Source organism: Planotetraspora thailandica (assembly GCF_016863335.1).
GTDB classification, from domain to species: Bacteria; Actinomycetota; Actinomycetes; order Streptosporangiales; family Streptosporangiaceae; genus Planotetraspora; species Planotetraspora thailandica.
The window spans coordinates 27,663-50,346 of record NZ_BOOR01000072.1; the positions used below are offsets into that span (position 1 = coordinate 27,663).

General features: G+C 71.3%; 22 protein-coding genes. 8 read left to right on the forward strand and 14 right to left on the reverse strand.

Going from position 1 to position 22,684, the window contains the following annotated elements; translation table 11 throughout:
* Positions 1–309 precede the first annotated feature (309 nt).
* Positions 310–1,482, forward strand: a complete 1,173-nt coding sequence (tuf, locus tag Pth03_RS35870) for an elongation factor Tu (protein ID WP_203948934.1) — start codon at positions 310–312, stop codon at positions 1,480–1,482.
* A 4-nt stretch (positions 1,483–1,486) separates the two neighbouring features.
* Here the strand turns inward: tuf and Pth03_RS35875 are convergent, their stop codons facing one another.
* Positions 1,487–2,656 carry an NAD(P)/FAD-dependent oxidoreductase gene (locus Pth03_RS35875; protein WP_203948935.1) on the reverse strand — a complete coding sequence of 390 codons (1,170 nt, stop codon included), beginning with the start codon at positions 2,654–2,656 and terminating at the stop codon, positions 1,487–1,489.
* 407 nt (positions 2,657–3,063) lie between these two features.
* Here Pth03_RS35875 and Pth03_RS35880 point away from each other — a divergent pair, with 407 nt between their 5' ends.
* From Pth03_RS35880 to Pth03_RS35895, 4 genes are all read left to right on the forward strand, one after another.
* Positions 3,064–4,935: a S9 family peptidase gene (locus Pth03_RS35880; protein ID WP_239119625.1), complete on the forward strand. Its 1,872-nt coding sequence runs from the start codon at positions 3,064–3,066 to the stop codon at positions 4,933–4,935.
* The gene (locus Pth03_RS35885) at positions 4,932–6,191 is read left to right on the forward strand and encodes a M20/M25/M40 family metallo-hydrolase (protein WP_203948968.1); all 1,260 of its coding nucleotides are present in this window, start codon (positions 4,932–4,934) and stop codon (positions 6,189–6,191) included. The genes Pth03_RS35880 and Pth03_RS35885 overlap by 4 nt, the downstream gene beginning before the upstream one ends.
* An 82-nt stretch (positions 6,192–6,273) precedes the next feature.
* On the forward strand, positions 6,274–7,086 hold the full coding sequence (locus tag Pth03_RS35890; protein ID WP_203948936.1) for a DUF4253 domain-containing protein: 813 nt from the start codon (positions 6,274–6,276) through the stop codon (positions 7,084–7,086).
* A gap of 77 nt (positions 7,087–7,163) precedes the next feature.
* Positions 7,164–7,976: an SAM-dependent methyltransferase gene (locus Pth03_RS35895; protein ID WP_203948937.1), complete on the forward strand. Its 813-nt coding sequence runs from the start codon at positions 7,164–7,166 to the stop codon at positions 7,974–7,976.
* 10 nt (positions 7,977–7,986) lie between these two features.
* Here the strand turns inward: Pth03_RS35895 and Pth03_RS35900 are convergent, their stop codons facing one another.
* The 7 genes from Pth03_RS35900 to Pth03_RS35930 all read right to left on the reverse strand — a co-directional run bounded on the left by Pth03_RS35900 (position 7,987) and on the right by Pth03_RS35930 (position 14,965).
* On the reverse strand, positions 7,987–8,979 hold the full coding sequence (locus Pth03_RS35900) for a lactonase family protein (RefSeq protein WP_203948938.1): 993 nt from the start codon (positions 8,977–8,979) through the stop codon (positions 7,987–7,989).
* 63 nt (positions 8,980–9,042) lie between these two features.
* Complete coding sequence (locus tag Pth03_RS35905) at positions 9,043–10,173, reverse strand: MsnO8 family LLM class oxidoreductase (protein ID WP_203948939.1); 1,131 nt, start codon at positions 10,171–10,173, stop codon at positions 9,043–9,045.
* On the reverse strand, positions 10,174–11,217 hold the full coding sequence (locus Pth03_RS35910; protein ID WP_203948940.1) for an LLM class flavin-dependent oxidoreductase: 1,044 nt from the start codon (positions 11,215–11,217) through the stop codon (positions 10,174–10,176). It abuts the gene before it with no gap.
* Entirely contained in the window at positions 11,214–12,410 is a 1,197-nt protein-coding gene (locus Pth03_RS35915; protein ID WP_203948941.1) for an LLM class flavin-dependent oxidoreductase, read from the reverse strand. Before Pth03_RS35915 ends, Pth03_RS35910 begins: the two co-directional genes overlap by 4 nt.
* Before the next feature lie 23 nt (positions 12,411–12,433).
* Positions 12,434–13,759, reverse strand: a complete 1,326-nt coding sequence (locus Pth03_RS35920) for an NtaA/DmoA family FMN-dependent monooxygenase (RefSeq protein ID WP_203948942.1) — start codon at positions 13,757–13,759, stop codon at positions 12,434–12,436.
* A 236-nt stretch (positions 13,760–13,995) separates the two neighbouring features.
* Complete coding sequence (locus tag Pth03_RS35925) at positions 13,996–14,235, reverse strand: hypothetical protein (protein ID WP_203948943.1); 240 nt, start codon at positions 14,233–14,235, stop codon at positions 13,996–13,998.
* 103 nt (positions 14,236–14,338) lie between these two features.
* Entirely contained in the window at positions 14,339–14,965 is a 627-nt protein-coding gene (locus Pth03_RS35930; protein ID WP_203948944.1) for a hypothetical protein, read from the reverse strand.
* A gap of 26 nt (positions 14,966–14,991) precedes the next feature.
* Here Pth03_RS35930 and Pth03_RS35935 point away from each other — a divergent pair, with 26 nt between their 5' ends.
* Complete coding sequence (locus Pth03_RS35935; RefSeq protein ID WP_203948945.1) at positions 14,992–15,156, forward strand: hypothetical protein; 165 nt, start codon at positions 14,992–14,994, stop codon at positions 15,154–15,156.
* A gap of 9 nt (positions 15,157–15,165) precedes the next feature.
* Here Pth03_RS35935 and Pth03_RS35940 read toward each other — a convergent pair whose 3' ends face one another.
* The 3 genes from Pth03_RS35940 to Pth03_RS35950 all read right to left on the reverse strand — a co-directional run bounded on the left by Pth03_RS35940 (position 15,166) and on the right by Pth03_RS35950 (position 17,963).
* Entirely contained in the window at positions 15,166–15,909 is a 744-nt protein-coding gene (locus Pth03_RS35940) for a sulfite exporter TauE/SafE family protein (RefSeq protein WP_239119626.1), read from the reverse strand.
* 155 nt (positions 15,910–16,064) lie between these two features.
* Positions 16,065–16,544, reverse strand: a complete 480-nt coding sequence (locus tag Pth03_RS35945) for a hypothetical protein (RefSeq protein WP_203948946.1) — start codon at positions 16,542–16,544, stop codon at positions 16,065–16,067.
* Between the two features lie 480 nt (positions 16,545–17,024).
* On the reverse strand, positions 17,025–17,963 hold the full coding sequence (locus tag Pth03_RS35950; protein WP_203948947.1) for an AraC family transcriptional regulator: 939 nt from the start codon (positions 17,961–17,963) through the stop codon (positions 17,025–17,027).
* Between the two features lie 96 nt (positions 17,964–18,059).
* Between Pth03_RS35950 and Pth03_RS35955 the strand changes: the two genes are divergently transcribed.
* On the forward strand, positions 18,060–19,499 hold the full coding sequence (locus Pth03_RS35955) for an MFS transporter (protein ID WP_203948948.1): 1,440 nt from the start codon (positions 18,060–18,062) through the stop codon (positions 19,497–19,499).
* A gap of 72 nt (positions 19,500–19,571) precedes the next feature.
* Complete coding sequence (locus Pth03_RS35960; protein WP_203948949.1) at positions 19,572–19,994, forward strand: nuclear transport factor 2 family protein; 423 nt, start codon at positions 19,572–19,574, stop codon at positions 19,992–19,994.
* On the opposite strand, the gene Pth03_RS35965 is transcribed toward Pth03_RS35960, so the two are convergent.
* Genes Pth03_RS35965 through Pth03_RS35975 form a run of 3 tightly spaced genes read right to left on the reverse strand, consistent with a single transcriptional unit; the run spans position 19,995 to position 22,675 of the window.
* Positions 19,995–20,981 (reverse strand): DNA polymerase ligase N-terminal domain-containing protein, encoded by a 987-nt coding sequence (locus Pth03_RS35965; RefSeq protein ID WP_203948950.1) that lies wholly within the window; start codon positions 20,979–20,981, stop codon positions 19,995–19,997.
* A gap of 42 nt (positions 20,982–21,023) precedes the next feature.
* Positions 21,024–22,184, reverse strand: a complete 1,161-nt coding sequence (locus Pth03_RS35970) for a cation:proton antiporter (RefSeq protein WP_203948951.1) — start codon at positions 22,182–22,184, stop codon at positions 21,024–21,026.
* Positions 22,185–22,192: 8 nt separating this feature from the next.
* Positions 22,193–22,675, reverse strand: a complete 483-nt coding sequence (locus tag Pth03_RS35975; RefSeq protein ID WP_203948952.1) for a cation:proton antiporter regulatory subunit — start codon at positions 22,673–22,675, stop codon at positions 22,193–22,195.
* Positions 22,676–22,684: the final 9 nt, after the last annotated feature.

Below are 22,684 nucleotides of genomic sequence, written 5' to 3' on the forward strand. Positions count from 1 at the left end.
CTGTGGACCGGCCAATTTGATCACGTTGACTAAATGGAGTCAACGCGTCCGATGTGACTTTTGTTGTTAATGGTTCTTCGGAAAACCATTTGCCGGATTACGGTCGTCCACGAGATCGTGGGGGCATGTTCCGGCACGCCTTCCTTGTGACGCCCGCCATCGCGGGCGCACTCGCGCGTGCCTCGATGCCGCTCGGCGGCGCGGAGCGCTGACCCTTTCCCGTTCGTCCACGGCGACCCGGCGGGGAGGGGTTGGACGATCCGTACGGGTCGCCTCTGGAGCGGGCATCGAAGGAACAAGGAAAAGGACATGGCCAAGAAGGCCCACACGCACTCGAAGCCGCACCTCAACATCGGCACGATGGGTCACGTCGACCACGGCAAGACCACGCTGACGGCCGCCATCACGAAGGTGCTCAGCGAGCGGGGCGGCGCGCGGTACGTGCCGTTCGAGCGGATCGACCGGGCTCCCGAGGAGGCCCTGCGGGGGATCACCATCAACATCTCCCACGTGGAGTACGAGACCGCCGACCGGCACTACGCGCACGTGGACATGCCGGGCCACGCCGACTACGTGAAGAACATGATCACGGGAGCGGCGCAGCTCGACGGGGCGATCCTGGTGGTCTCCGCCCTGGACGGGATCATGCCGCAGACCCGGGAGCACGTGCTGCTCGCCCGGCGGGTCGGCGTCGAGCACGTCGTCGTCGCGCTCAACAAGGCCGACGGCGCGGACCCCGAACTGGCCGACCTGGTCGAGCTGGAACTTCGGGACCTCCTCGCCGAGCACGGCTACCACGACGTACCGATCGTGCGCGTCTCCGGGCTGCGGGCGCTGCAGGGCGACCCGGAGTGGGAGGACTCGATCGAGGCGCTGCTGCGCGCGGTCGACGACCACGTGCCGGTGCCGGTCCGCTACGTCGACGCGCCGTTCCTCCTGCCGGTGGAGAACGTCATCACGGTGACGGGACGCGGCACGGTCGTCACCGGGGCGATCGAGCGGGGCACGGTCAAGGTGGGCGACACCGTCCAGGCGGTCGGGCTCGGCGACGGCGTCACCGCGGTGGTCACCGGTGTGGAGACGTTCGGCAAGACGATGGAGCGGGGCGAGGCGGGCGACAACGCCGCGCTCCTGCTGCGCGGCGTGCGCCGCGAGCAGGTGCGCCGCGGCCAGGTGCTCGCGGCCCCGGGCAGCCAGCAGGCCCACCGGCGGTTCACGGCCAGGGTCTATCTGTTGACGGCCGCCGAGGGCGGCCGGCATACGGGCGTCTCCGGCGGTTACCGGCCGCAGTTCTACCTCCGCACGGCCGACGTGCCGGGCCGGATCGAGCTGGGGGACGGCGAGGTCGCGCTGCCGGGCGACACCGTCGAGGTGACGGTCGAGCTGGGCAGGCCGGTGGCGATCGAGGCCGGACTCGGCTTCGCGATCCGGGAAGGCGGCAGGACCGTGGGCGCGGGGACGGTCGTCGCCCCGCTCGGTTAGGTCGTCAGGGCCCCGGCGGATCTCCGCCGGGGCCCCCCGTGCGGGGCCGGCGCCTGCGCCAGAAGGGATGAGCGGCCCAGCGGCGCTCCATGGCGTAGTAATCGGCGCGTTCGCGCAGGTAGTCGGCGCGCTCCTTGTCCCGGGCGACTTCGTACGCCCTGACGGCGTGGTGGGTTTCGACGTACGCGTCGCCGCCGAGGAGCGTGAGCGCGGTCTCGGCGGCGGCCCTGCCGGAGCGCAGGGCGCGCACGACCCCGCTGCCCGAGATGGGGTCGACGGCGAGCGCGGCATCGCCCGCGGCGATCCACGGGGTGTCGTAGGCGGTGCGCCGCAGCCGCTGGCTGAGCGCCGGGAAGACCCTCGGCCCCCACACGACCGGGCGCGGCTCCCCCGTCGCCACGCGGGCCGCCGTGGCGGGGGCCTCGCCGAGCATCTCCTGCCAGGGCTCGGGCGCCGCGATGCCGTACTGCCGGCAGATGTCGGCGTCGGTCATCAGCATGGTGATCATCCGGTCGCCGCCGGCGGGCGCCGAGTACCACCAGCCGTGCGGGGTCGTCTCCACGAGCACGTACCCCTCCGCCGACACGTCCGCTTCACAGTGTGAGACCGCGACCCCGACGAGCCGGTCGATGACGACGCGGGAGGCGCCGAGCCGGCGGGCGAGGTGCGCGGCGCGCCCGGTCGCGTCGACCAGCACCCGGGCCCGCACGACGACCGGCGACGCCCGGTCGCGCTCCACGCAGGTGATCTGCCACCGGCCGTCCTGGAGTCGCACGCAGCCCAGGCCCGCGGTCCCGCAGCGCAGGTCGGCGCCCGCGTCGGCGGCCGCCCCGGCCAGCATGCGGTCGAACGAGGGCCGGTCGACGTGCCATCCGCATCCGTACGGCCCGGCCATGTGGGAGTGTCCGTGCTCGTCCGGGCTGCCCCAGATGCTGCGCGTGCCGTACGAGGGCAGGGGGGACAATGCGGCGAACTGGCGCCACACTCCGAGTTCCTCCAGCAGCGGGCGCGTCGCGGGGGCGAGCGACTCCCCGGCGCGGGGGGCCTCGAACCGGGAACGTTCGAGCAGCACGACCGCACAGCCCGCGCGGGCCAGTCGGCGTGCGGTGGCGGCCCCGGCCGGGCCCGCTCCGACGACCGCGACGTCGAAGTCTCCCGCCGTGCGCATCGTCATGACCTCGCCCCGCGCACCGCCGTCCGCGGACGGGTCGTGGGGACGGCTGCCACGGGCGCTCCTTCGCGAGTGTCTCCGCGCCACGGGAAATACCGGGAAATCGGGCGGCGAATATCGGGGGCGATATCGGCGGGACCCCGCCGACGCCACAAATATGGGCCGCACGGCAGCGGCCGTCAAGGCGTCACCTGGTGATTTACATTCATCACTCATACCGAAACGCGATTGTCAGCGCCATTTGTGATTGATATAGCGGCGATTTCGGAATTCAGAGGACGCCGAATGCCGGAAATGCAGCATCCGGTCAGATCGACCCCTTTGGCGCGGAACCGCCCGGTCACGAGGAGCGACGGCCCGAACGCCCTGTAACGTTCCATAGGACGGACATCCCGAGCCGGAGGGGACCGGTGCCGATTCACGCCTCCGACGTCGCCCGCATGGGCGACCCGCCGTTGTGGGTCGAGATCGCGGGAGACGAGACGTGGTGGGACGAGCCGCGCCCGCACGAAGGCGGGCGCCGCTGCGTCGTGCGCAGGACCGCGGACGGGCGGATCGAGGACGTCCTCCCGCCGGGATGGAACGCCCGCAACAGGCTCATCGAGTACGGCGGGCGGTCCTGGCGCTCCCACGCGGGACGGCTCGTCTTCACCAACTGGAACGATGGACGGGTGTACGTCTGCCTGCCCGGCGGGGAGCCCACGGCGCTGACCCCGGAGGGGCCGGAGCGGTTCGGGGACCTGGTGGTGCACGACGACGTGGTGGTGTGCGTCCGCGAGAGCGGTTCCGGCCGTGACGTGCGCCGGGACCTCGTGGCCGTGCCGCTCGACGGCTCGCCGATCCGCAGCCTCATCCGAGCCCAGCATTTCTTGATGAACCCCCGGATTTCGCCTGACGGGCGGCACATCGCGTGGATCGGCTGGAACCACCCCGACATGCCGTGGGACGCCACCGAGCTGTGCGTCGCGCCGATCGACGGCACGGCCCGCGTCGGCGCGCACCGGGTCGTCATGGGCGGTGCCTCGGTCGTCCAGGCGGAATGGCGCGATCCGGGCAGCCTCTACGCGGTGGCCGACCCGACCGGCTGGTGGAACATCCACCTCGTCGGCCTGGACGGCACGGCCGCCGACGTGACCCCGCTCGACGAGGAGTTCGGCGACGCTTTCTGGCGGATCGGCAACACCTTCTTCGCCCTGTCCGCGGGACGGATCGTCACCGTGCACGGGACGGCCGACGAGCGCCGCCTCGGCGTCGTCGACGACCCCGGAGGCGGCTCGCCGATCAGGGACGTCGGGGGCTCCTTCACGTCGTGGGCGCCGACCGTCTCCGCCGACGACAGGTATGCCGTCGGCGTGGCGGCCTCGCCGTACCAGCCGTATGAGGTGGTGCGGGTCGACCTGGAGACCGGGGAGCACACGGTGCTGTCGGCCCGCAGGCCGCTGCCGCCGGGCGAGTTGCTGCCCACGCCGGAGCCGGTCTCCGTCGCGGGCGTGCACGCCCACCTCTACCCGCCGCATCCCGGGGCGACGGCGGGCCCCGGACGGCCCTACGTGGTGTTCGTCCACGGCGGCCCGACCAGCGCGGCCGTCCCGGTGCTCGACCTGACGGTCGCCTACTTCACCAGCAGGGGCATCGGCGTCGCCCAGGTGAACTACGGCGGCTCCAGCGGGTACGGCAGGGCCTACCGCGAGCGCCTGCGGCACAACTGGGGCGTGGTCGACGTGCGCGACAGCGAGGCCGTGGCACGATGGCTGATCGATTCGGGGCGCGCGGACCGGGTCGCGATCAGGGGCGGCAGTGCGGGCGGCTGGACGTCGCTGGCCGCGCTCGTGCACAGTGACGTCTTCCGCGGCGCGGTCTCGCATTACGGCATCTCCGACCCGGAGGGGTGGGCCGCCGAGACGCACGACTTCGAGTCCCGTTACCTCGACGGGCTGATCGGCCCGCTGCCCGAGACCCGCGCCCGCTATTCGGACCGCTCTCCGCTGCTGCACGCCGCCCGGGCGTCCGGGCCCGTCCTGCTCCTGCACGGACTCGAGGACGCGGTCGTGGACCCGTCGCAGTCGCAGCGGTTCGCCGAGGCCCTGGACCTGGCCGGCGGCCGGTGGGCGTACCGGACGTTCCCGGGGGAACAGCATGGATGGCGGCGGGAAGAGACGATCATCGCCGTCCTGGAGACCGAGCTGGCCTTCTACGGCCTGATCTTCGGCTTCGCGACCCCGGAGGTGCCGCCGCTCACCCTCCGGGGCAACGGACTTCTACGCACCGGGGAGACGACATGACCGACGTGGCGGAGATCTGCTCCGACCTGCTGCGGATCGACACCACCAACGACGGGTCCGGCGACGGGCCCGGCGAGCGGCGAGCCGCCGAATACGTCGCCGGGCTGCTGGACGAGGCCGGGATCGAGCCGATCGTGTTCGAGTCGGCCCCGCGCCGCACCAGCGTGGTCGCCCGCATCCCCGGCGACAGCGACGACGCCCTGCTCATCCACGGGCACCTCGACGTGGTGCCGGCCGACGCCTCGGAATGGCGGATGCACCCGTTCTCCGGCGAGGTCTCCGACGGGTGCGTGCACGGGCGCGGCGCGGTCGACATGAAGGGCACCCTCGCGATGACGCTCGCGTGGGCGCGGCAGGGACTGCGGCCCAAGCGCGACCTCGTGCTCGCCTTCCTCGCCGACGAGGAGGCGACCGGCGAGTACGGCGCGGGCCACGCGATCGAGCGGCATCGCGACCTGTTCGAGGGATGCTCGGAGGCGATCAGCGAGTCGGGCGGCTTCAGCTGGCACGACGGCGACGCCCGGATCTATCCGGTGGCCGTCGGGGAGCGCGGCACCGCCTGGATGCGGCTCACCGCACGGGGCGTCGCGGGGCACGGATCCAAGCCCGCGGTCGACAACCCGGTAGCCGAGCTGGCCCGGGCGGTCGCACGGATCGCCGACCACACCTGGCCGGTGCGGCTCACGCCCGAGGTGGCCAGGCTGATCGGCGAGCTGTCCCGGGCGCTGGGCACGCCGATCGACCTCGACAGGCTCGACGAGGAGGTCGCGCGGCTGCCGCGGGCGAGCGTCCTGTTCAAAGGTGTGCTGCGCAACTCGGCCAACCCGACCATGCTCGACGCCGGATACAAGGTCAACGTCATCCCGGGCACGGCGCACGCCCACGTCGACGGGCGTTTCCTCCCGGGGCTGCGCGAGGAGTTCCTCGACACGATCGACCGGCTGCTCGGCCCCAAGGTGACCAGGGAGTTCGTCAGCTTCGAGGAGGGCGTCTCCTCCCCCGCCTCCGGCCTCTTCGACGAGCTCGCCGGCGCGCTTCTCGCCGAGGACCCCACCGGCAGGCCCGTGCCGTACATCATGACGGGCGGCACCGACGCCAAGTCGTTCGCGCGGATCGGCATCAAGGGGTACGGCTTCGCCCCGCTCCTGCTGCCCCCGGGGCTGGACTACTTCGGCATGTTCCACGGCGTCGACGAGCGGGTGCCCGTGGAGGGCCTGGAGTTCGGCGTGCGCGTCCTCAACCGCCTCCTGACCTGAGTGCGGCGACGGAGACGCCGGAAACCTGTCCTGAGGCGGCCCTCGCCGGGCGTTTCCTGACAAGGTCCGACATTATTGGCGCATGTCGGATCACCAGCTTCGGCAGCTGCCATTCGAACTGGAGCTGCTGTTCGGCGACGGCGGGGAAGGCCGGACGTTGCACGCCGACCTGCCGCCCGGCGGTCTCGTGTGGCCTGATCCCGATTACGACAGGATGCGAACGCATCACCGGCCGTCGTTCTGGCTCAGCGACGCGCCGGTGGACGCCGGGCTGTGGACCCGGCTGCGGAGCGAGCACGCGCGGTCGGGCCTTTGGCCCGTTCTGCTGGAGGACGGGGTGCAGCCCTGGTCGGCCGGGCAGATCGCGCCCGACTCGATCGCCGAGATCGGCTACTACACGGCGGCCGGTTTCATGGCGGAGACGTGGGCGGACCTGACCGACCGGGAGATGGACCTCGCGCCCTTCGGCGACGACTGCCCCGGGCCGGCGCGGCCGGGTGTGCAGGTCGCCCATCCGGACGTCGTCGCCGACTGGTACGCGGGCGTCGTGGCCGAGCGCAGGACCCCGCTCGGCCTGGCCGCGGTGCACCGGGGGGCGGACGCGCTGGTGGCCATCGGATGGCAGGGCGCGCTGAACCACAACGAGTGGACGGTGCCGCTGTCGGCCGTGGTGCGCAGCTGGGAGGAGCGGTTCGGCGCCCGCGTGGTGGGCCTGGGATTCAACACGCTCGATCTCAGCGTCGCCGCGCCGCCGGCGACCTGGCAGCACGCGTTGTACGTCGCCGCCGAGCACTGGACCTTCTGCCCCGACAGCGTGTTGCAGGGGCCCGGCACTCTCGCCGACTACGCCGAACAGATCGTCGGGCAGAACGCCTGGTCGTTCTGGTGGGATTAGCGCGTGTGTCTACGGGCACAAAGGGATATTTGTTAGGCAATAATCGTCAAGGCAGTATCTACGGCGAGGAGGCGGCTGTGAGCGGCGCGGAGCGGCGCGGAGTGCCGGGTTTCAACACGAGCGCGGCCAACATCGCCCGCATGAGCGACTATCTCCTCGGCGGCAAGGACAACTTCGCCGCCGACCGTGAGCTCGCTCAGCGGCTCCTGACGCTCGCCCCCGAGATCAAGGACATGGCCGTCGAGGTCAGGGACTTCCAGGAGCGCGTGGTGCGCTACCTGGTGGACCAGGGCATCCGGCAGTTCGTCAACGTGTCCTCCGGCCTGCCGACGCAGCGCAACACCCACGAGGTCGCCCAGTCGATGGTGACCGACGCCCGGGTGGTGTACATCGACGACGACCCCGTGGTGCTCACCCACGGGCGGGCCATCCTGGCGACCAATCCGAACACCGGCGTCGTGAAGGGGAACCTCCTCCACCCGGCCGAGCTGCTCGACAATCCCGAGATCCGCAGGCTCATCGACTTCGAGCAGCCGGTCGGACTGCTGATCCCGGCCCGGCTGCAGTACCTCCCGGACACGAGCGACCCGTACAAGTCCGTCGCCTACCTGCGCGACCACGTGGCCCGCGGCAGCTACCTGGCGATCGGTCACGCCGTCTTCGACGCCCGCCCCGACCTCGTCGGCCCGATCGTCGAGGCGTTCCGCCGGATCCTGCCCAACGCCGACGACGCGCCGCGCAGGCGCGAGGACGTGCTGCGCTTCTTCGACGGCACCGAACTCGTCGAGCCGGGTCTCGTCTACATCCGCAGGTGGCGGCCGGAGAGCACCGCCGCCGCGTCCCGGCCGGAGAAGGCCTGGATCGTCGGCGGCGTCGGGCTGATCTCCTGAAGGGGCCTGTCTAGCGCCTCAGCACGCATGAGGGGCTGCCCGACGCGAACGTCAGCCCGGTCGGCTCGGGCACTCCGTCCTTGAGCGCCAGCAGGGCGATCACGTCCGACCGCTGGTCGGCCACGTAGAGGCGCCCGGCGTCGATCGCGAAGTGCCGCGGCCACGAACCGCCCGCCGAGACCTCCGCGACCGGCCGCAGCCGGGCACCGTCCACCTCGAAGGCGGTCACGGTGTCGGGGCCGCGGTTGGCGACGTAGAGGTGGCGGCCGTCGGCGGACAGCTCCAGGTGAGACGGCTGGTTGTGGCCCGCGACCCCGCTGGCGGGCACCCGCCCGAGCTCGTTCCAGTCCTCGTCGTACACGCTGACCGTGCCGTCGAGCTCTCCCGCGACGTACCAGTGGGTGCCGTGGTGGGCGAAGTGCCGGGGGCCCGTTCCGGGGGCCAGCCGTACGGGACCGGCGGGGTGCGGGGTCATGTCGGACAGAAACCGGCGGATCTCGTCCGTGCCGAGGTCGGAGACGTGCAGCACGCCGCCGGGCCCGAAGACGGCCTGGTGGGCATGCGGGCCCTCCTGGCGTTCCTCGTGGGGGCCGCGGCCCTCGTTGGGGAACAGCAGGGGGCCGGGCTCTGGCATGCCGTCGGACGCGAGCCGGAAGACCGCGACGGTGCCGTCGCCGTAGTTGGCGACGGCGAGCCACACACCCTCGGGGTCGACGGCGACGTGGCAGGGGTCGGAGCCGCCGCTGGAGTGCTCGGCGAGCAGGCGCGGAGCGGGTTCGTCCGCGAAGACCGCCACGCCCCCGTCCTCGCGTTCGAGCACCGCGTACAGCAGGGGCAGCCGCGGGTGCGCCGTGACGAACGACGGACCCGCGACCGGCGCCTCGGCGACCGCCTCCATGTGCCCGGCCGCGTCCACGCGCACGCGGGTCAGCCCGGGGCCCGTACCGCCGGTGTCGGGCGTGTAGCCGCCGAGCACCAGCTCGCCTGCGGGTGAAGAGGTCATTCGTCGCTCCAGGTGCGGTCGGGCTCGGGCCGGTCGGATGCCGATGCTATCGACGGTCCGGCGTCACGAGTTCCACGCCTCCGCGAGCAGTGCGTGCGACCTGACCCTGACGTCGTGGTCATGGGTGATCGTCGTGATCAGCAGCTCGTCGGCGCCCGTCACGTCGCGGAGCACGGCCAGCCGTTCGGCCACCGCCGGGGGCGTGCCGACGAACTGGGTGTCGAGACGGTCGGCGACCAGCCGCCGGTCGGCGTCGGTCCACTCGTGCGCGGCCGCCTCCTGCGGGCTCGGGAACGGGACGGCGCCGACGCCGCTGCGGATGCTGCGCACCCACAGCCCGTATCCGGAGGCCACCTCGCGGGCCGTCGCGTCGTCCTCGGCGACGACCACGTCGGCCGAGACCAGCACGTGTGGTTCCGCGAGCGCCGTCGACGGCTTGAACGCCGCGCGGTAGGCCTCCACGGCCTCCAGGACGTTCGCCGGGCTGACGTGGTAGTTGGCCGCGAACGGCAGGCCCCGCTCCCCCGCCACCTGGGCGCTCTGGCCGCCGCTGCTGCCGAGGATCCACAGTTCGAGCGCCGCTCCCTCGCCCGGCACCACGTGCGCCTCGATGCCGTCGCCCGAACGGTGGGTCCCGGCGAGGAACGCGATGATGTCGTCCACCTGGTCGGCGAAGTCGGGCGTCGTGGCTCCCGGCTGCTGCAGCAGGGCGGCGTGGGCCGCGAAACGCGGCGAGCGGGCCAGCTCGGCGAAGGAGAACTCCTCAGGGATGAGCAGACCGCCGACCGTCCTGCGCGGCCTTGGTTCACGTGACTGGGGCTCGCGCGCTTGCTGTTCGCTGAGAACCTCGGCTCTGCGCTGCCCGGAGCGGCCCAGGCCGAGGTCGATACGGCCCGGGTGGAGCGCGTCGACGGTGCCGAACTGCTCGACGACGGCGAGCGGCGTCTGGTGCCCCAGTTGCACGGCGCCGGAGCCGACCCTGATGCGGCTGGTGGCCGCGGCGACCAGGGCGATGAGCACGGCGGGCGCCGAGCTCGCGACGCCCGCCGTCAGGTGGTGTTCGGCCAGCCAATAGCGGTGGAAGCCGAACTCCTCGGCCTTCCTGGCCAGGTCGATCGTGTTGCGCAGCGCGTCGGCCGCGGTCCCGCCGGACGGAATGGGCGAAAGATCGAGGATGGACAGCGGTGTCGGCATTCAGCCCTCCAAGGGAGACGACGGGAACGGCCTGCTGGGGATGTCGCGGCGCAGCACGGGCGCGATCTCACTCTGGAAGAGCTCCAGCGTGGCGCGGTGCTGCTTGTCGGTGAGGCCGTCGCCGTCGGCGTGCAGGTGCATCACCTCGTGGCCGAACCGCTCGTGGTACCGGTGAACCTTCTCGATGATCTGCGCGGGGCTTCCCACCAGGATCGAGCTGCGCTCGATGGCGTCCTCCAAGGTGGGGAACACCGGCTGGAGCCCGAGTTCGGCGAACATCGCCAGCCGGGCGTCGAAGATCGGCCGGTAGGTCGCGATCGCCTCCTGCGACGTCTTCGCCGCGTAGTAGCCGGCGGTGCCCGCACCGACGAGGGCCTCGGCCGGGTCGTGGCCGTAGAACCTCCAGCGCTCGCGGTAGTGGTCGATCAGCTCGGCGTACGGCTCGAGGGGGTTGGTGACGTTGGCGGAGAACAGCGGATCGCCGTACCGCGCCGCGAGGTCGACCGACTCCTTGCTCGTGGCGCTGCCGTGCCAGACGCGGATCGGCTGCTGCAGCGGGCGCGGCCAGGTCTCCGCGTCGGTCAGGGACGGCCGGAACCGGCCCTCCCAGGTGACCTTGTCCTCCCGCCAGAGCCGGCGGAACAGCTCGTAACCCTCGCGGTTACGGTCCCACTGGTCCTCGGCGGTCACGTGGAACAACTGGGCCTGCGCCGCTCCGTTGCCCTTGCCGATGATCAGCTCCAGCCGTCCCCCGGACAGGTGGTCCAGGGTGGCGTAGTCCTCGAAGGCCCGCACCGGGTCGAGCAAGCTGAGCGTGGTGACCGCGGTGAACAGCCGGATGCGCGATGTCAGGGCCGCGATGTGGCTCAGCACGACGGGCGGCGAGGACGAGATGAACGGGCGCTCGTGCCGTTCGCCGACGCCGTAGCCGTCGAACCCGAGCTCCTCGGCGAGCACGGCGTTGTCGACGACCTCCCTGAAACGGGCGGTCGTGGACGCCCTGTCGCCGGTGTGCGTGATGAGTGTGATCAGCAGGAATTTCATCGTGCTCCCTCCTCCGCGTAGCGGCCGGCGGGTCTCGGAAGGCCGAGCCGCCCGCGCAGGGTGACGGCGTCGTAGCGAAGGCGGAAGGCACCCGCCTCCTGCAGGTGCGGCACCAACCCTCGGGTGACACCCTTCAGGTCGTACGGCAGGGCCCCCGGGCGCAGCCGGTATCCCTCGATGCCGGCGGCCCTCCATTCCAGGAGCAATCCGGCCAGCTCGGCGGGAGTTCCGGCGAACACCAGCGCGTCGGAGGCGAGTTCGGCCCCGTCGAGCTCGTCGAGCCGGGCCTTGCGCGCGGCGGCGGCCCCGGGCTCGGGATCGACGAACACGACGAGGTCTGCGAAGATCCGCAAAGACTCTCCCGTACGGCCGGCCTCCGCCTCACGCACCCGGCCGACGATGGCGGCCGCCTCGGCGGCGTCGTGCGGGGTGACGAACACGACGTCGCTGCTGCGCGCGGCGAAGGCGTACGGCAGGACGTCGTGGACCAGGGAGGCGACCACGGGCTGCCCCTGAGGGGAGCGCGGGGTGATCGAGGGGCCCTTGACGTCGAAGAACCGGCCCTCGAAGTCGATGTAGTGCAGCTTGTCGCGGTCGATGAACCTGCCGGTGGCGACGTCGCGGATCTCGGCGTCGTCATCCCAGCTGTCCCACAGGCGGCGGGCCACCTCGACGGCGTCGGCGGCCTCGGCGAACAGGTCCTCGACGTGCCCCTGCAGCTCGTCCAGGGCGTCCGGCCGCAACTCGGGGAACGTCCTGCGGCCGAGGAGTGCGGCGTCGGTGCTCCAGGGGGAGACCTGGGGGCGCCAGCCCGCCCGCCCGCCGCTGACGTGGTCGAGGCTCGCGATGCCGATGGCCACGTGGAACGGCTCGGTGTGCGTGGTCGTCGCGGTCGGCACCAGCCCGATGCGGGTGGTCAGGGGCGCGAGGCGTGAGGCGAGCAACACGGCGTCGAGCCGTCCCCTGACCTGGTCGCCTCTCCCGTCGGGTCCGTCGGGCAGTGTCGACTGCAGGCCGAAGCCGTCCTCGAAGGTCACGAAGTCGAGCAGGCCGCGTTCGGCCTCGGCCACCAGGGCCGCCCAGTAACGAGCCCTGAACAGCTCCTCTCCAGGCCCGGGCAGATCGCGCCAGGCCGCGGGATGCCACCCGGCGCCGTCCAGCGCGACAGCAAGATGAAGTGATTTATCCGGCATGCGGCGCCCTTCCCAGATCATGGCTAGAGGGAGTCGAGGGCCAGGTGGTCGCGCAACGTCGTCCCGGCGTATTCGGCGCGGAACACGCCGCGCTCCTGAAGCAGTGGGACGACGCGGTCGACGAAGTCGTCCAGTCCTCCCGGCGTCAGGTGCGGCACGAGGATGAACCCGTCGGCGGCGTCACCCTGCACGAACTCGTCGATGCGCGCGGCGACCGACGCCGGGGTTCCGATGAACGACTGGCGGCCGGTCACCTCGATGACGAGCTCGCGGATGGTGAGCTTCTTCTCCTCCGCGAGAGCACGCCACCGCGCGGCGACCGCGGTGCGGTCGGCGATCGGCACGCGGCCCTGGGAGACGCCGTCCGACAGGTCGGGGTCCACGTCCGGGAGCGGCCCGTCCGGGTCGTAGGCCGATATGTCCCGCCCCCAGACCTGTTCGAGGAAGGCGATGGCGGTCTGCGGGCCGACCTGCTGCCTGCGGATCTCCGCGGCGGCCTCGGCCGCCTCCTCCTCGGTGTCGCCGAGGGCGAAGGTGGCCGCCGGCATGATCTTCAGCTCGTGCGGCTTGCGGCCGTAGGCGGCCAGCCTCCGCTTGACGTCGGTGTAGAAGGCCTTCCCGTCCTCCAGCGTGCCGTGGCGGCTGAAGATGACGTCGGCGGTCTCCGCGGCGAACTCCCTGCCCTCGTCGCTGTCGCCCGCCTGGATGATCACCGGGCGGCCCTGGGGGCTTCGCGGCACGGTGAACCCGCCGGACACGGTGAAGTGCCGCCCCTCGAAGGACACCTCGCCGATCGCCTCCGGCCGGACGAACCGCCCGTCCCCCGCCTCCAGCGCGTCCGGCTCCCAGGAGTCCCACAGTTCGCGCGAGAGCCGTACAAACTCGGCGGCGCGCCGGTAGCGGTCGGCCCGGTCGAGGAAGCCGCCGCGCCGGAAGTTCTCCCCGGTGAAGGCGTCGGAGGTGGTCACGACGTTCCAGGCGGCGCGACCCTCGCTGAGGTGGTCGAGCGTGGCCAGCCGCCGGGCCACCTCGTAGGGCTCGTTGAAGGTGGCGTTGACGGTCGCCGCCAGGCCGAGCCGTTCGGTGACGCCGGCCAGCCCGGCGAGCACGGTGAGCGACTCCGGGCGGCCCACGACGTCGAGGTCGTGGATGCGGCCCTTCAGCTCGCGCAGCCGCAGCCCCTCGGCGAGGAAGAAGAAGTCGAACCTGCCACGTTCGGCCGTCTCGGCCAGGTGACGGAAGGAGGAGAAGTCGATCTGGCTCTTCGACCGGGGGTCGGTCCAGACGGTGGTGTTGTTGACGCCGGGAAAGTGGGCGGCGAGATGGACCTGCTTGCGCGGCGTGCTCATCGAGACCCCTCCTTCAACGCGAGCAGGGACACGACGGGAAGGACAGGTCCGGAAAGAGATCTCTTGCGCATGGCGGCTACACGTCCCTTCAATACCTACTTTAAAAGTAGGAATAGAAGGTTTAGGTGTCAATGATCTCCCGGCACTTCTTCACAAGGAGTGGCAGAACCGGACGATTCGGCCGCGCGGCATTGCCGTATGGCCAGGGAGGCTGACGCGGAGACTTGCGGGGAGGCCTACTGGGCCGGACGCTCCCGCAGGCGGGCCAGGTCGCTCTCCATCTTGGCGATGACCCGCTGGTATCCCTCCCAGCCGTACAGCCGGAGCAGCTCGGACTTCATCCGGAGGGTCTCCTCCTCCACCGCCTCGGGACCCTGGCGGCTCACCGCGTCGAGCGCACGTCGCGCCCGAAGTCCGTCGCCGTCGAGACCGGCGCGACCGTCGAGGCCGTCGCCTCGAAACTCAGGAGTAGGCATGGGCCCTGCCATCCGCGTGTACCTAACGATGCCTAGTCCTGACGCGTCGCCGGGGCGGCAGGTTGACCGCCCCGGTGAAATCTTGACGCGGTTTTCACGGATCTCAGCGAACCGGCGGAATTTCCACCGCGATCTCGCCGCCCAGCTGCGCTCCGTTCAGCAGCTCCAGGTCGTCCCCGCTCCAGAATCTGCCCGGGTCGTACCAGTTCGGGCGGCGTCCCTTGGGGAGCAGCCCCATGGCCTCGTAGGTGAGCGCGACCACCTCGGCGCAGTAGGCCGTCTCCAAGGCGGTGTCCCCGCGCAGGAAGTTCGGCAGCCGCCCGCGCATCCACCGGCCGGCGAGCTGCGCGGTCGACGGGAACGGCGTGCCGTCCAGCCGCGCGATCGTGCGCAGCACGGCGTCCTCCATGTCTTGCGTCGCCGGCGGTTCGAGCTGGCGCAGCCACGCGCGCTGGCCGTACCTGTCGGCCCACACCCGTACGGCGTCGCGCAGGTCGTGCAGTTGCACGCCGCGCTGGTGGGTGCCCGACCACATGTCGGGAAGCGAGCGGCCGAGCTCGGCATGCCACATCAGCGCGGGCATGTCGTCGACGACGACGGCCATGCCCACGTGGTTGACCGGGCTGTTCGTGGTCATCTGGATCGCGCGGTCGGGTACGGTGCGACCGCGGAAGACCCATACGTCTCCGGTGCGCGTGAGGTCGACCGCTTCATCAAGACTTATCCGCATATCCGGCACGGCAGTAGCCTAGGCAGATGCGATGGTGGAAGGTACTGGGTCTCGCGGCGTTCGCGGGAGTCGCCGCGACCGGAGTGGTGGTCGTGCGCGCGGAGCGGCGGCGCCGCGCCTACACACCCGAGGAGATCCGCGACCGCCTGCGCGAGCGGGTGGCGCAGGCCCCCGCGGGCGACGGCTCCTGAGCTCGGCATTCAGCCGGTGTAGGCGTCGAGGCCGAGTTTGACCGCCACGGCCAGCCCGCAGACCGCGGCGATGATGCGCAGCGAGTGCCCGGGAAGCCGGCGCGCGATCGCGGGCCCGATCCAGCCGCCGACGAGGAAGCCCGCCGCCAGCGGCGCCACCGCCGCCCACTGCACGGGCCCGAACAACGCGAAGCCGATCGCGGCCACGCCGTTGGCGAGCGAGGAGACGACGTTCTTGATCGCGTTGACCCTGACCGGCGACCGGTCGAGCGCGGATCCGAGCACGGCGAACATCAGCAGGCCGCCGGCCGCGCCGAAATAGCCCAGGTAGACGGCGACCGCGAACAACGCCGCCCGCAGGGGCCCGCCGTTCTCACCCCCGAGCCGTACATGGCCCGGCCGGGGCGGGCGGAGCAGCAGCAGCGACGCGCCCGCGATGAGCAGCGGCGCGATCATCTCGAACGTCTGCGACGGCGTCGCCAGCAGCAGCACCGCGCCGACCGCGCCGCCGGCCGCGGTGATCAAACCGAACCGCAGGACGAGCCGGCCCTGGCCGGCCAGCTCGGGACGCGAGCCGGCCGCCGCGCCGAGGCCGGTGAAGAGCAGGGAGACGGTGTTGGTGACGTTGGCGCTCAGCGGCGGGATGCCGAAGGCGAGGAGCGCCGGATAGGAGACGATCGACGCCAGGCTGACCACCGTGCTCACCACACCCGCCAGCACGCCGGCCGCGGCGAGCCCGATCACCTGACCCATCACAGGGATGACCCAACCACACGGCCCTCACCCGGCCGCTGCCGGGGGCTCACGCGAAACAGACACCGGCCACGCAAACGACAACCAGGGCGGACACCTCCCGTCCAATACCGGAGATGCCCGCCCTGGTTGTCATTTCGCCATGCGTGCCACGGTCAGTCGATCAGCGTCCAGCCAGGACCGCACGGGGGTGTCAGGTCTGACGGCCCCGCCGGGAAGAAGGCGGTGGTCGCGGTCGCCGGGAGGGGTGAGCCCACGGTGGCGCCCCAGGTGCACGTGGTCTGGTAGATGCTCCCACTCGCGGTCTCCGCGGCGATGAGCAGGGAGGCGTTGACGTTGTCCGTAGCCACCGCGTCGTCCGCGGTGATGGCCAACCTGTTGTCGGCCACCGTCATGTTGGTCACGGCGCCGCCCCCGCTGCTCTCGATCCCCCTGAGGTTGATCCACGTGTTGGTGTTGGGGTCCCTGATCCAGGGGACTCCGCCGTTGGCCGACACCCTGAAGACGCGCCCCGGTTCGTTCACATTGGTGCCCGCCACGGTGTCGATGGTGACGAATGCCGAGTCGAACCACTCCGCCGGTGCTTTGCCCTTCGCCTTGGTGTCGGCGGAGGCGGCCAGACTCGTCAGGCCCACGGTTCCACATGCCACCGTCGCCGCGACGAGGCACGTCACCAGACGACCGGCGCCACGCGGGGTTGAAGTCGAGTGGCTCGTACGAGAAATCAATTGATTTCCCTCCATGCTGAGAATTGGTTTTCGGTCACCGCGGTGGGCGATGCGATCGGGAGATACCCGTCCCGCAAACCCGGACACCCGGCGGGATATTCGATAACAGCAAACAGATGCTCCGCCGACACAAAAGCCGACCACCTAACTCTGACCTTTCCTGACCTCGTGCCATCTGCGCCGTTCTGGGAAGATTCGGCGAAGCGACCGGCCGTAACCCATGCGATTTACCAGCCTTGCCACTGCACAATTTCCTGACATCAGAATAATTGCCGCATAAATCGATCCACGCTGGCCACACGGCATTCGTACCTATAGAAAGGTGGCATAAGCGATATATCACGGGAGGCGCGACTCCCATTCCTCGCTTTGGTGGAGCGAGCGGGCTCAGGCGCGCTCGCTGCGCCGGAACCTGCCGGGGGCCGTGCCGTACCGGCGTTTGAAGGCGTTGGCGAAGGCGAACTCGGAGGCGTAGCCGACCTGCGCGGCCACGGCGCTGAGCGGCGCGTCCGATTCGCGCAGGAGCCGCTCCGCGACGGTCATCCGCCACCACGTCAGGTAGGTGAGCGGCGGTTGTCCGGTCATCTCGGCGAAGCGCCGGGCGAACGCGGCCCGCGACAGGCCGGCGTGCGACCCGAGCGCCTCGACCGTCCACGGGCGAGCGGGCTCGCGATGGATGGCGTGCAGTGCCGCGCTGACGGCCGGATCGTTGAGCGCCGCGGCCCAGCCGGTGACCGTCCCCAGTTCTGGCTGCTCGGCGAACCACGACCTCAGGATGTACAGAAGCAGCATGTCGAGCAGGGCAGGCACGAGGGCGTCCATTCCGAGCCGGGGCCGGGCGAGCTCACCGCCCAGCAACTCGACGGCGGCGCGGATCTCGGGGTCGCGACCCGGCCTGGCGGGCAGGTGGACGATCTCCGGCAGGTCGGCGAGCAGCGGATGCGCCCGGACGGGGTCGAGCTGGTAGGCGCCGCAGAGGGCCACGGTGACCGCGCCCGGGCCGTCGCGCGGGCCGTCGTCCTCGGGGGGAGGGGCGTAACGACGGTGGTGGTCGCGGGGGTCGCAGGCGGGCTCCGGCACCGGAGTGGAGGGGGTGTCGGCGAGCGCGTGCCCGCGGCCGTTGACGAGGAAGACCACGTCTCCCACACCGAGCGCGACAGGCGCCCCCTCCGCAGGGATGAGCCAGCAGGAACCCTGAAGGATCACCTGGAAGCCCGCGCCCGGCACCGGCAGGTACGCCTGGCCCCACGGGGCCCGCCAGCGTGCGAGCGCCGAGCGCGGCTCTCCGGTTCGCATGGTGGCGATCACGTCGCTGAGGACGTCCATGCCGACACCGTATCCTCTCCCCGCATGGACGATCACGCATGAAATCAAGATCAATGAGCATTGGGCGTCTCACACGAGCGTCTTAGGGTCGGCGGCATGACCTCACCCCGACCGATCGCCCGCGGATCCTGGGCGTCCTTCTCTGTGCTCAGCACCGTGCAATTGATGATCATCCTGGACGGAGGCATCGTGAACATCGCGCTGCCGTCCGTCCAGGCCGACCTCGGCTTCACCCAGGCGGGCCTGGCCTGGGTGGTCAACGCGTACATGATCGCCTTCGCCGGACTGCTGCTGCTGTCGGGCCGCCTCGGCGACCTCATCGGCCGCAAGCGGATGTTCGTCGCGGGCGTCGCGGTGTTCACCGGGGCGTCTCTTCTCTGCGGCCTGTCCCCCACCCCGGAGATCCTCGTCGCCGCGCGGTTCGCTCAGGGCGTGGGAGGCGCCATGGCGGCCGCCGTCGCCATGGGCATCACCATGACGCTCTTCACCGACCCGCGGGACCTCGCGCGGGCGATGAGCTGGACGGGCGCGATCGCCGCCGCCGGCGGCACCGTCGGAGGCGTCGCCGGAGGAATGATCACCGAGGCCGCGGGCTGGCGCTGGGTCTTCTTCGTCAACGTCCCGATCGGCGTGGCCGCCGCCCTGCTGGCGCTGCGCCTGATCGCGGCCGACCGCGGGATCGGCTTGCGCGCCGGCGCCGACGTCGCCGGGGCGCTCCTCGTCACGTCCGGGCTGATGCTGGGCGTCTACACGATCGTCACGGTGGACGGTCACGGCTGGGCCTCGGCCCGCACGGCGGGGCTCGGCGCGGTCGCCGTCGCACTGCTCGCGGGCTTCGCCGTACGGCAGGCCACGGCGGCCGCCCCGCTCCTGCCGCCGCGCGTGCTGCGGTCACGGGTGGTCGCCGGGGCCAATCTGGTGCAGGTCCTGATGGTCGCCTCCGTCACCGGATTCGGCTTCCTCAGCGTGCTGTACCTCCGGCTCGTGCTGGGCTACGACGCGATGGCGACCAGCCTGGCCGGGTTGCCCATGCCGGTGACGCTCGCCGTGATCTCGCTCGGCGTCTCCGCCCGGCTCGTCACCCGGGCCGGGGCGCGACCGGTGCTGGTGGCGGGGCTGGTACTCATCGTGGCGGGCCTGTGCCTCGCCGCCCGCGCCCCCGCGGCCGGGCCGTACGTGATGGCGGTGCTGCCCATGATGATCCTGCTCGGCGGCGGAATGGGGCTGGCGATGCCCGCGGTGATGACCCTGGCGATGTCCCCGGCGACGCCCGGCGACGCGGGGGTCACCTCCGGCCTGACCGCGACCTCGGCCCAGGCGGGCGGCGCGCTCGGCCTCGCGGTGCTCGCCGCGCTGGCCGCCGGGCGCACCCACGACCGCCTGTCCATGGGAACGCCCGCCGCCGACGCGCTCAACGACGGCTACCACCTGGCCTTCGGCGTGGGGGCCGGGTTGGCCGCCGCGGCCGCGGTCGTGGCGGCGGCACTTGCCCGGCCCCGTCGACGGTCTCCCGTCCGGGCAGGCGCACGCTCGTGAACCGGTCTTTGCATACCACTCGCTAGCGTGAAGCATTCGGCGCAAATGGGAGCGAGCACGATGACCGAGGCCATGAAGATGTCAGATTCGCTGTACAGAGCACTCAACGCGCATGACCTCGGCCTGACGATGCGCCAATTCCATCCGCAGGCCGTGCTCGTCACCCCCGTGGGCATCATGGAAGGGCACGAGCAGATCGCGTGGCATTACGAACACATGTTCGGCGCGTTCCCCGACCTCGTCTTGACCACGTGGCATCGAGTGAGCTGCGGCGACCCGGCTCTCAACGAGTGGACCATGAGCGCCGTCCATTCCGGGCCGTTCCTGATCCCGGGCTGCGGGCTGGCCGAGCCCACCGGCCGCCGCGTCCTCATGCGCGGATGTTCCGCCTGCACGGTGGACCACGGCCTCATCGTCGTCAAACGCGTCTATTACGACCAGCTCGAGCTGTGCTCCCAGCTCGGGTACGCCCTCAGCCCGAGCATCCAGGCCTGATCAGGGGCGGCTCGGCAGGAAGATCCACGCCGCCGACTCCTGCCCCGGTTCGTACGGAGCGTCGAGACGCTTGCCGACCACCCCCGGCAGCCCCTGCTCGCGGGCCGCCTGCCGTACCTCGTCGAGACGTCCCGGCCAGCTCGGCGCGGTCTGCCACCGCGGCCCCCCGATCGCCAGCTCCTCAAGCGTCGAGCGCCGCCGCTCGTACGGCTCGGCGAGGAGCGAGCGCCCGTCGTCGTGGAGGACGTCGTAGCACACATAGACGGGGACGCCGGAGAGCGCGACGACCTCGCCGTCCAGCACGACGGCGCGACTGCCCAGCGTCTCCCCCATCGGCCGGAGCCAGCCGTACTCGGCGGTGACGTCGTCACCGTCCTCCGACTGCACCCGCACCCTTCCTCCCTGGACGTAGGCCAGGATCCGGACACCGCCCCACGCGAACTCCCAGGCGTACCTGCCGCTGGGCGCGCGGCTCCGGGTGACGGGACGCATCGGGGCCAGGGAGGCGGGCGGCGGCTCCCAGCCGGGGGCGGGCGGATCCATCCGGTGGATCATCCAGTTGTCGCCCCGCGTCCGGAAGAGCACGTAGCGGCCGTCGGCCCGAGCGCCTCGCAACACGACCTTGACCTCGCGATCGGTCCACTTCTCCGTCTCGTACCTGCCGTGGTCCCAGATCGTCATGGTGCCGCCGCCGTATTCGCCCTGGGGGATCTCCCCCTCGAACTCGGCATACTCCATCGGGTGGTCCTCGGTGTGCACGGCCAGGTGATTGGTGCCGGGGTCGGGCGGCAGTCCCTTAGGGATCGCCCAGGAGACCAGCACGCCGTCGCGTTCCAGCCGCAGGTCCCAATGGAGCGAGCGCGCGTGGTGCTCCTGGATGACGAACGTGTCACCCCCGTCACCCTTTTGGGGGGCCGCCTCGGGGATCGGCTCGCTTGTGCGCCGGGGGTCGCGCTTGCCGCGGTAGGGCTCCAGTTTGTCCGCCACGCCGGAGCCCTACCCGGCAACACGCCATCCTTCTCCTCGCGGTCAGGCGCGTTTGGCGATCGCCGTGATGAACGGCTGCACGAGCCGTGCGGCGAGCGGGCCGAACGCCGCGAGGATGAGCACGTACGCGGCCGCCAGCGGCCCGAGGTCGGGGTGGGCGCCGGCGGCGACCGCGAGGCCGGCGATCACGATGTTGAACTCGCCGCGGGGGATCAGGGCGATGCCCGCCCGCGCGCGGCCCGCCCGGGCGATGCCGGCCCGCCGGGCGGCGTAGGCCCCGGTGAGCAGCTTGGTGATCATGCTGACCAGGGCGAGCAGCGCGGCGACGCCCGCGACCGGGCCGATCTTCGTAGGGTCTGTCTGGAGGCCGAAGAAGACGAAGAACACCGCGGCGAACAGGTCGCGTAACGGCGCGAGCAACGCCTGGGCGTCTTCGGCCAGCTTGCCCGAAAGGGCGATGCCGACAAGGAAGGCCCCCACTGCGGCCGACACCTGCAGTTGCTGCGCGATGCCGGCGACCAGTAACGCCAGGCCGACCACCTTCAGGAGCAGCACCTCGGAGTTGGGGCTGGCCACGAACGCCTCGATGAGCCTGCCGAAGCGCAGGGCGACCACGAGCACGACGCTCACCGTCCCCAGCGCGATGGCCACGGTGATCGCGCCGCCGACGAAGCTCAGCCCCGCAAGAACGGCTGTCAGGACGGGGAGGTAGAGCGCCATGGTCAGGTCTTCGAAGACGAGCAGCGACAGAACCACCGGCGTCTCACGGTTGCCGATCCAGCCCAGGTCGGACAACACCTTGGCGGTGATACCCGACGAGGTCGCGTACGTGACGCCCGCCATCGCCATCGCGGCGACCGGTCCCCATCCGAGCAGCAGGGCGAAGACCGCGCCGGGTGCCGCGTTGAGCACCGCGTCGACGACACCCGCGCGGGCGTTGCCCTTGAGGCTGGTGACGAGTTCGTCGGCGTTGTATTCGAGGCCGAGCGTGAGCAGCAGGAGGATGACGCCTAACTCTGCGCCGACGGAGATGAATTCCTCGCTGGTCGCCAGAGGCAGGATGCCGCCCGTGCCGAACGCCAGACCGGCGAGCAGGTAGAGCGGGATGGGCGAGATGCCGACGCGCAGCGCCAGCGCTCCGAGCACGCCGAGCCCGAGGACCACCGCACCGAACTCGAGAAACAGAATCGCAGTCTCGTGCACCAGGCGGCCTAACCGTTGGACAGGATGTCGGCCACGGCGGAGGTGCTCTCAGGGCTGCCCACCACCACGACGACGTCACCGCCGGTCAGCACGACGTCGGGCCCGGGGCTGGCGATGACCTGCCCCGAGCGCACGATCGCCACGATCGACGCGCCCGTCCTGGTGCGCACGCGCGCGTCCCCCATGGGCCGCTCCGCGTACGGCGAGCCGGTGGGGATCGGCAGTTGCAGGCTGACCAGCCCCTCGACCTGACGGTGCAGGTCGTTGAGCCGCTGGACGATGCGCGGCGCGCCGAGCAACTCGGCCAGCGCGTCGGCCTCCTCGTCGTTCAGCTTCACGGTCTCGCAGGCCCGATCAGGATCGTCGAGGTCGTATATCACCAGGTCGCGGCGGCCCGTGCGATGCGAGACCACCCCGATCCTGCGTCCGGACCGTGTCGTGAACTCGTGCCGCAGCCCGATCCCCGGCAACGCCGTCTGTTCGACCTCCACCTGCGCCTA

Bases quoted from the DNA above. Each gene is read 5' to 3' on its own strand.
- Pth03_RS35910 (WP_203948940.1), bottom strand. From the start codon at position 11,217: ATGAAATTCCTGCTGATCACACTCATCACGCACACCGGCGACAGGGCG.
- Pth03_RS35915 (WP_203948941.1), bottom strand. From the start codon at position 12,410: ATGCCGGATAAATCACTTCATCTTGCTGTCGCGCTGGACGGCGCCGGG.
- Pth03_RS35905 (WP_203948939.1), bottom strand. From the start codon at position 10,173: ATGCCGACACCGCTGTCCATCCTCGATCTTTCGCCCATTCCGTCCGGC.
- Pth03_RS35925 (WP_203948943.1), bottom strand. From the start codon at position 14,235: ATGCCTACTCCTGAGTTTCGAGGCGACGGCCTCGACGGTCGCGCCGGT.
- Pth03_RS35955 (WP_203948948.1), top strand. From the start codon at position 18,060: ATGACCTCACCCCGACCGATCGCCCGCGGATCCTGGGCGTCCTTCTCT.
- Pth03_RS35920 (WP_203948942.1), bottom strand. From the start codon at position 13,759: ATGAGCACGCCGCGCAAGCAGGTCCATCTCGCCGCCCACTTTCCCGGC.
- Pth03_RS35950 (WP_203948947.1), bottom strand. From the start codon at position 17,963: ATGGACGTCCTCAGCGACGTGATCGCCACCATGCGAACCGGAGAGCCG.
- tuf (WP_203948934.1), top strand. From the start codon at position 310: ATGGCCAAGAAGGCCCACACGCACTCGAAGCCGCACCTCAACATCGGC.
- Pth03_RS35900 (WP_203948938.1), bottom strand. From the start codon at position 8,979: ATGACCTCTTCACCCGCAGGCGAGCTGGTGCTCGGCGGCTACACGCCC.
- Pth03_RS35960 (WP_203948949.1), top strand. From the start codon at position 19,572: ATGAAGATGTCAGATTCGCTGTACAGAGCACTCAACGCGCATGACCTC.
- Pth03_RS35930 (WP_203948944.1), bottom strand. From the start codon at position 14,965: ATGCGGATAAGTCTTGATGAAGCGGTCGACCTCACGCGCACCGGAGAC.
- Pth03_RS35940 (WP_239119626.1), bottom strand. From the start codon at position 15,909: ATGGGTCAGGTGATCGGGCTCGCCGCGGCCGGCGTGCTGGCGGGTGTG.
- Pth03_RS35935 (WP_203948945.1), top strand. From the start codon at position 14,992: ATGCGATGGTGGAAGGTACTGGGTCTCGCGGCGTTCGCGGGAGTCGCC.
- Pth03_RS35885 (WP_203948968.1), top strand. From the start codon at position 4,932: ATGACCGACGTGGCGGAGATCTGCTCCGACCTGCTGCGGATCGACACC.
- Pth03_RS35890 (WP_203948936.1), top strand. From the start codon at position 6,274: ATGTCGGATCACCAGCTTCGGCAGCTGCCATTCGAACTGGAGCTGCTG.
- Pth03_RS35875 (WP_203948935.1), bottom strand. From the start codon at position 2,656: ATGACGATGCGCACGGCGGGAGACTTCGACGTCGCGGTCGTCGGAGCG.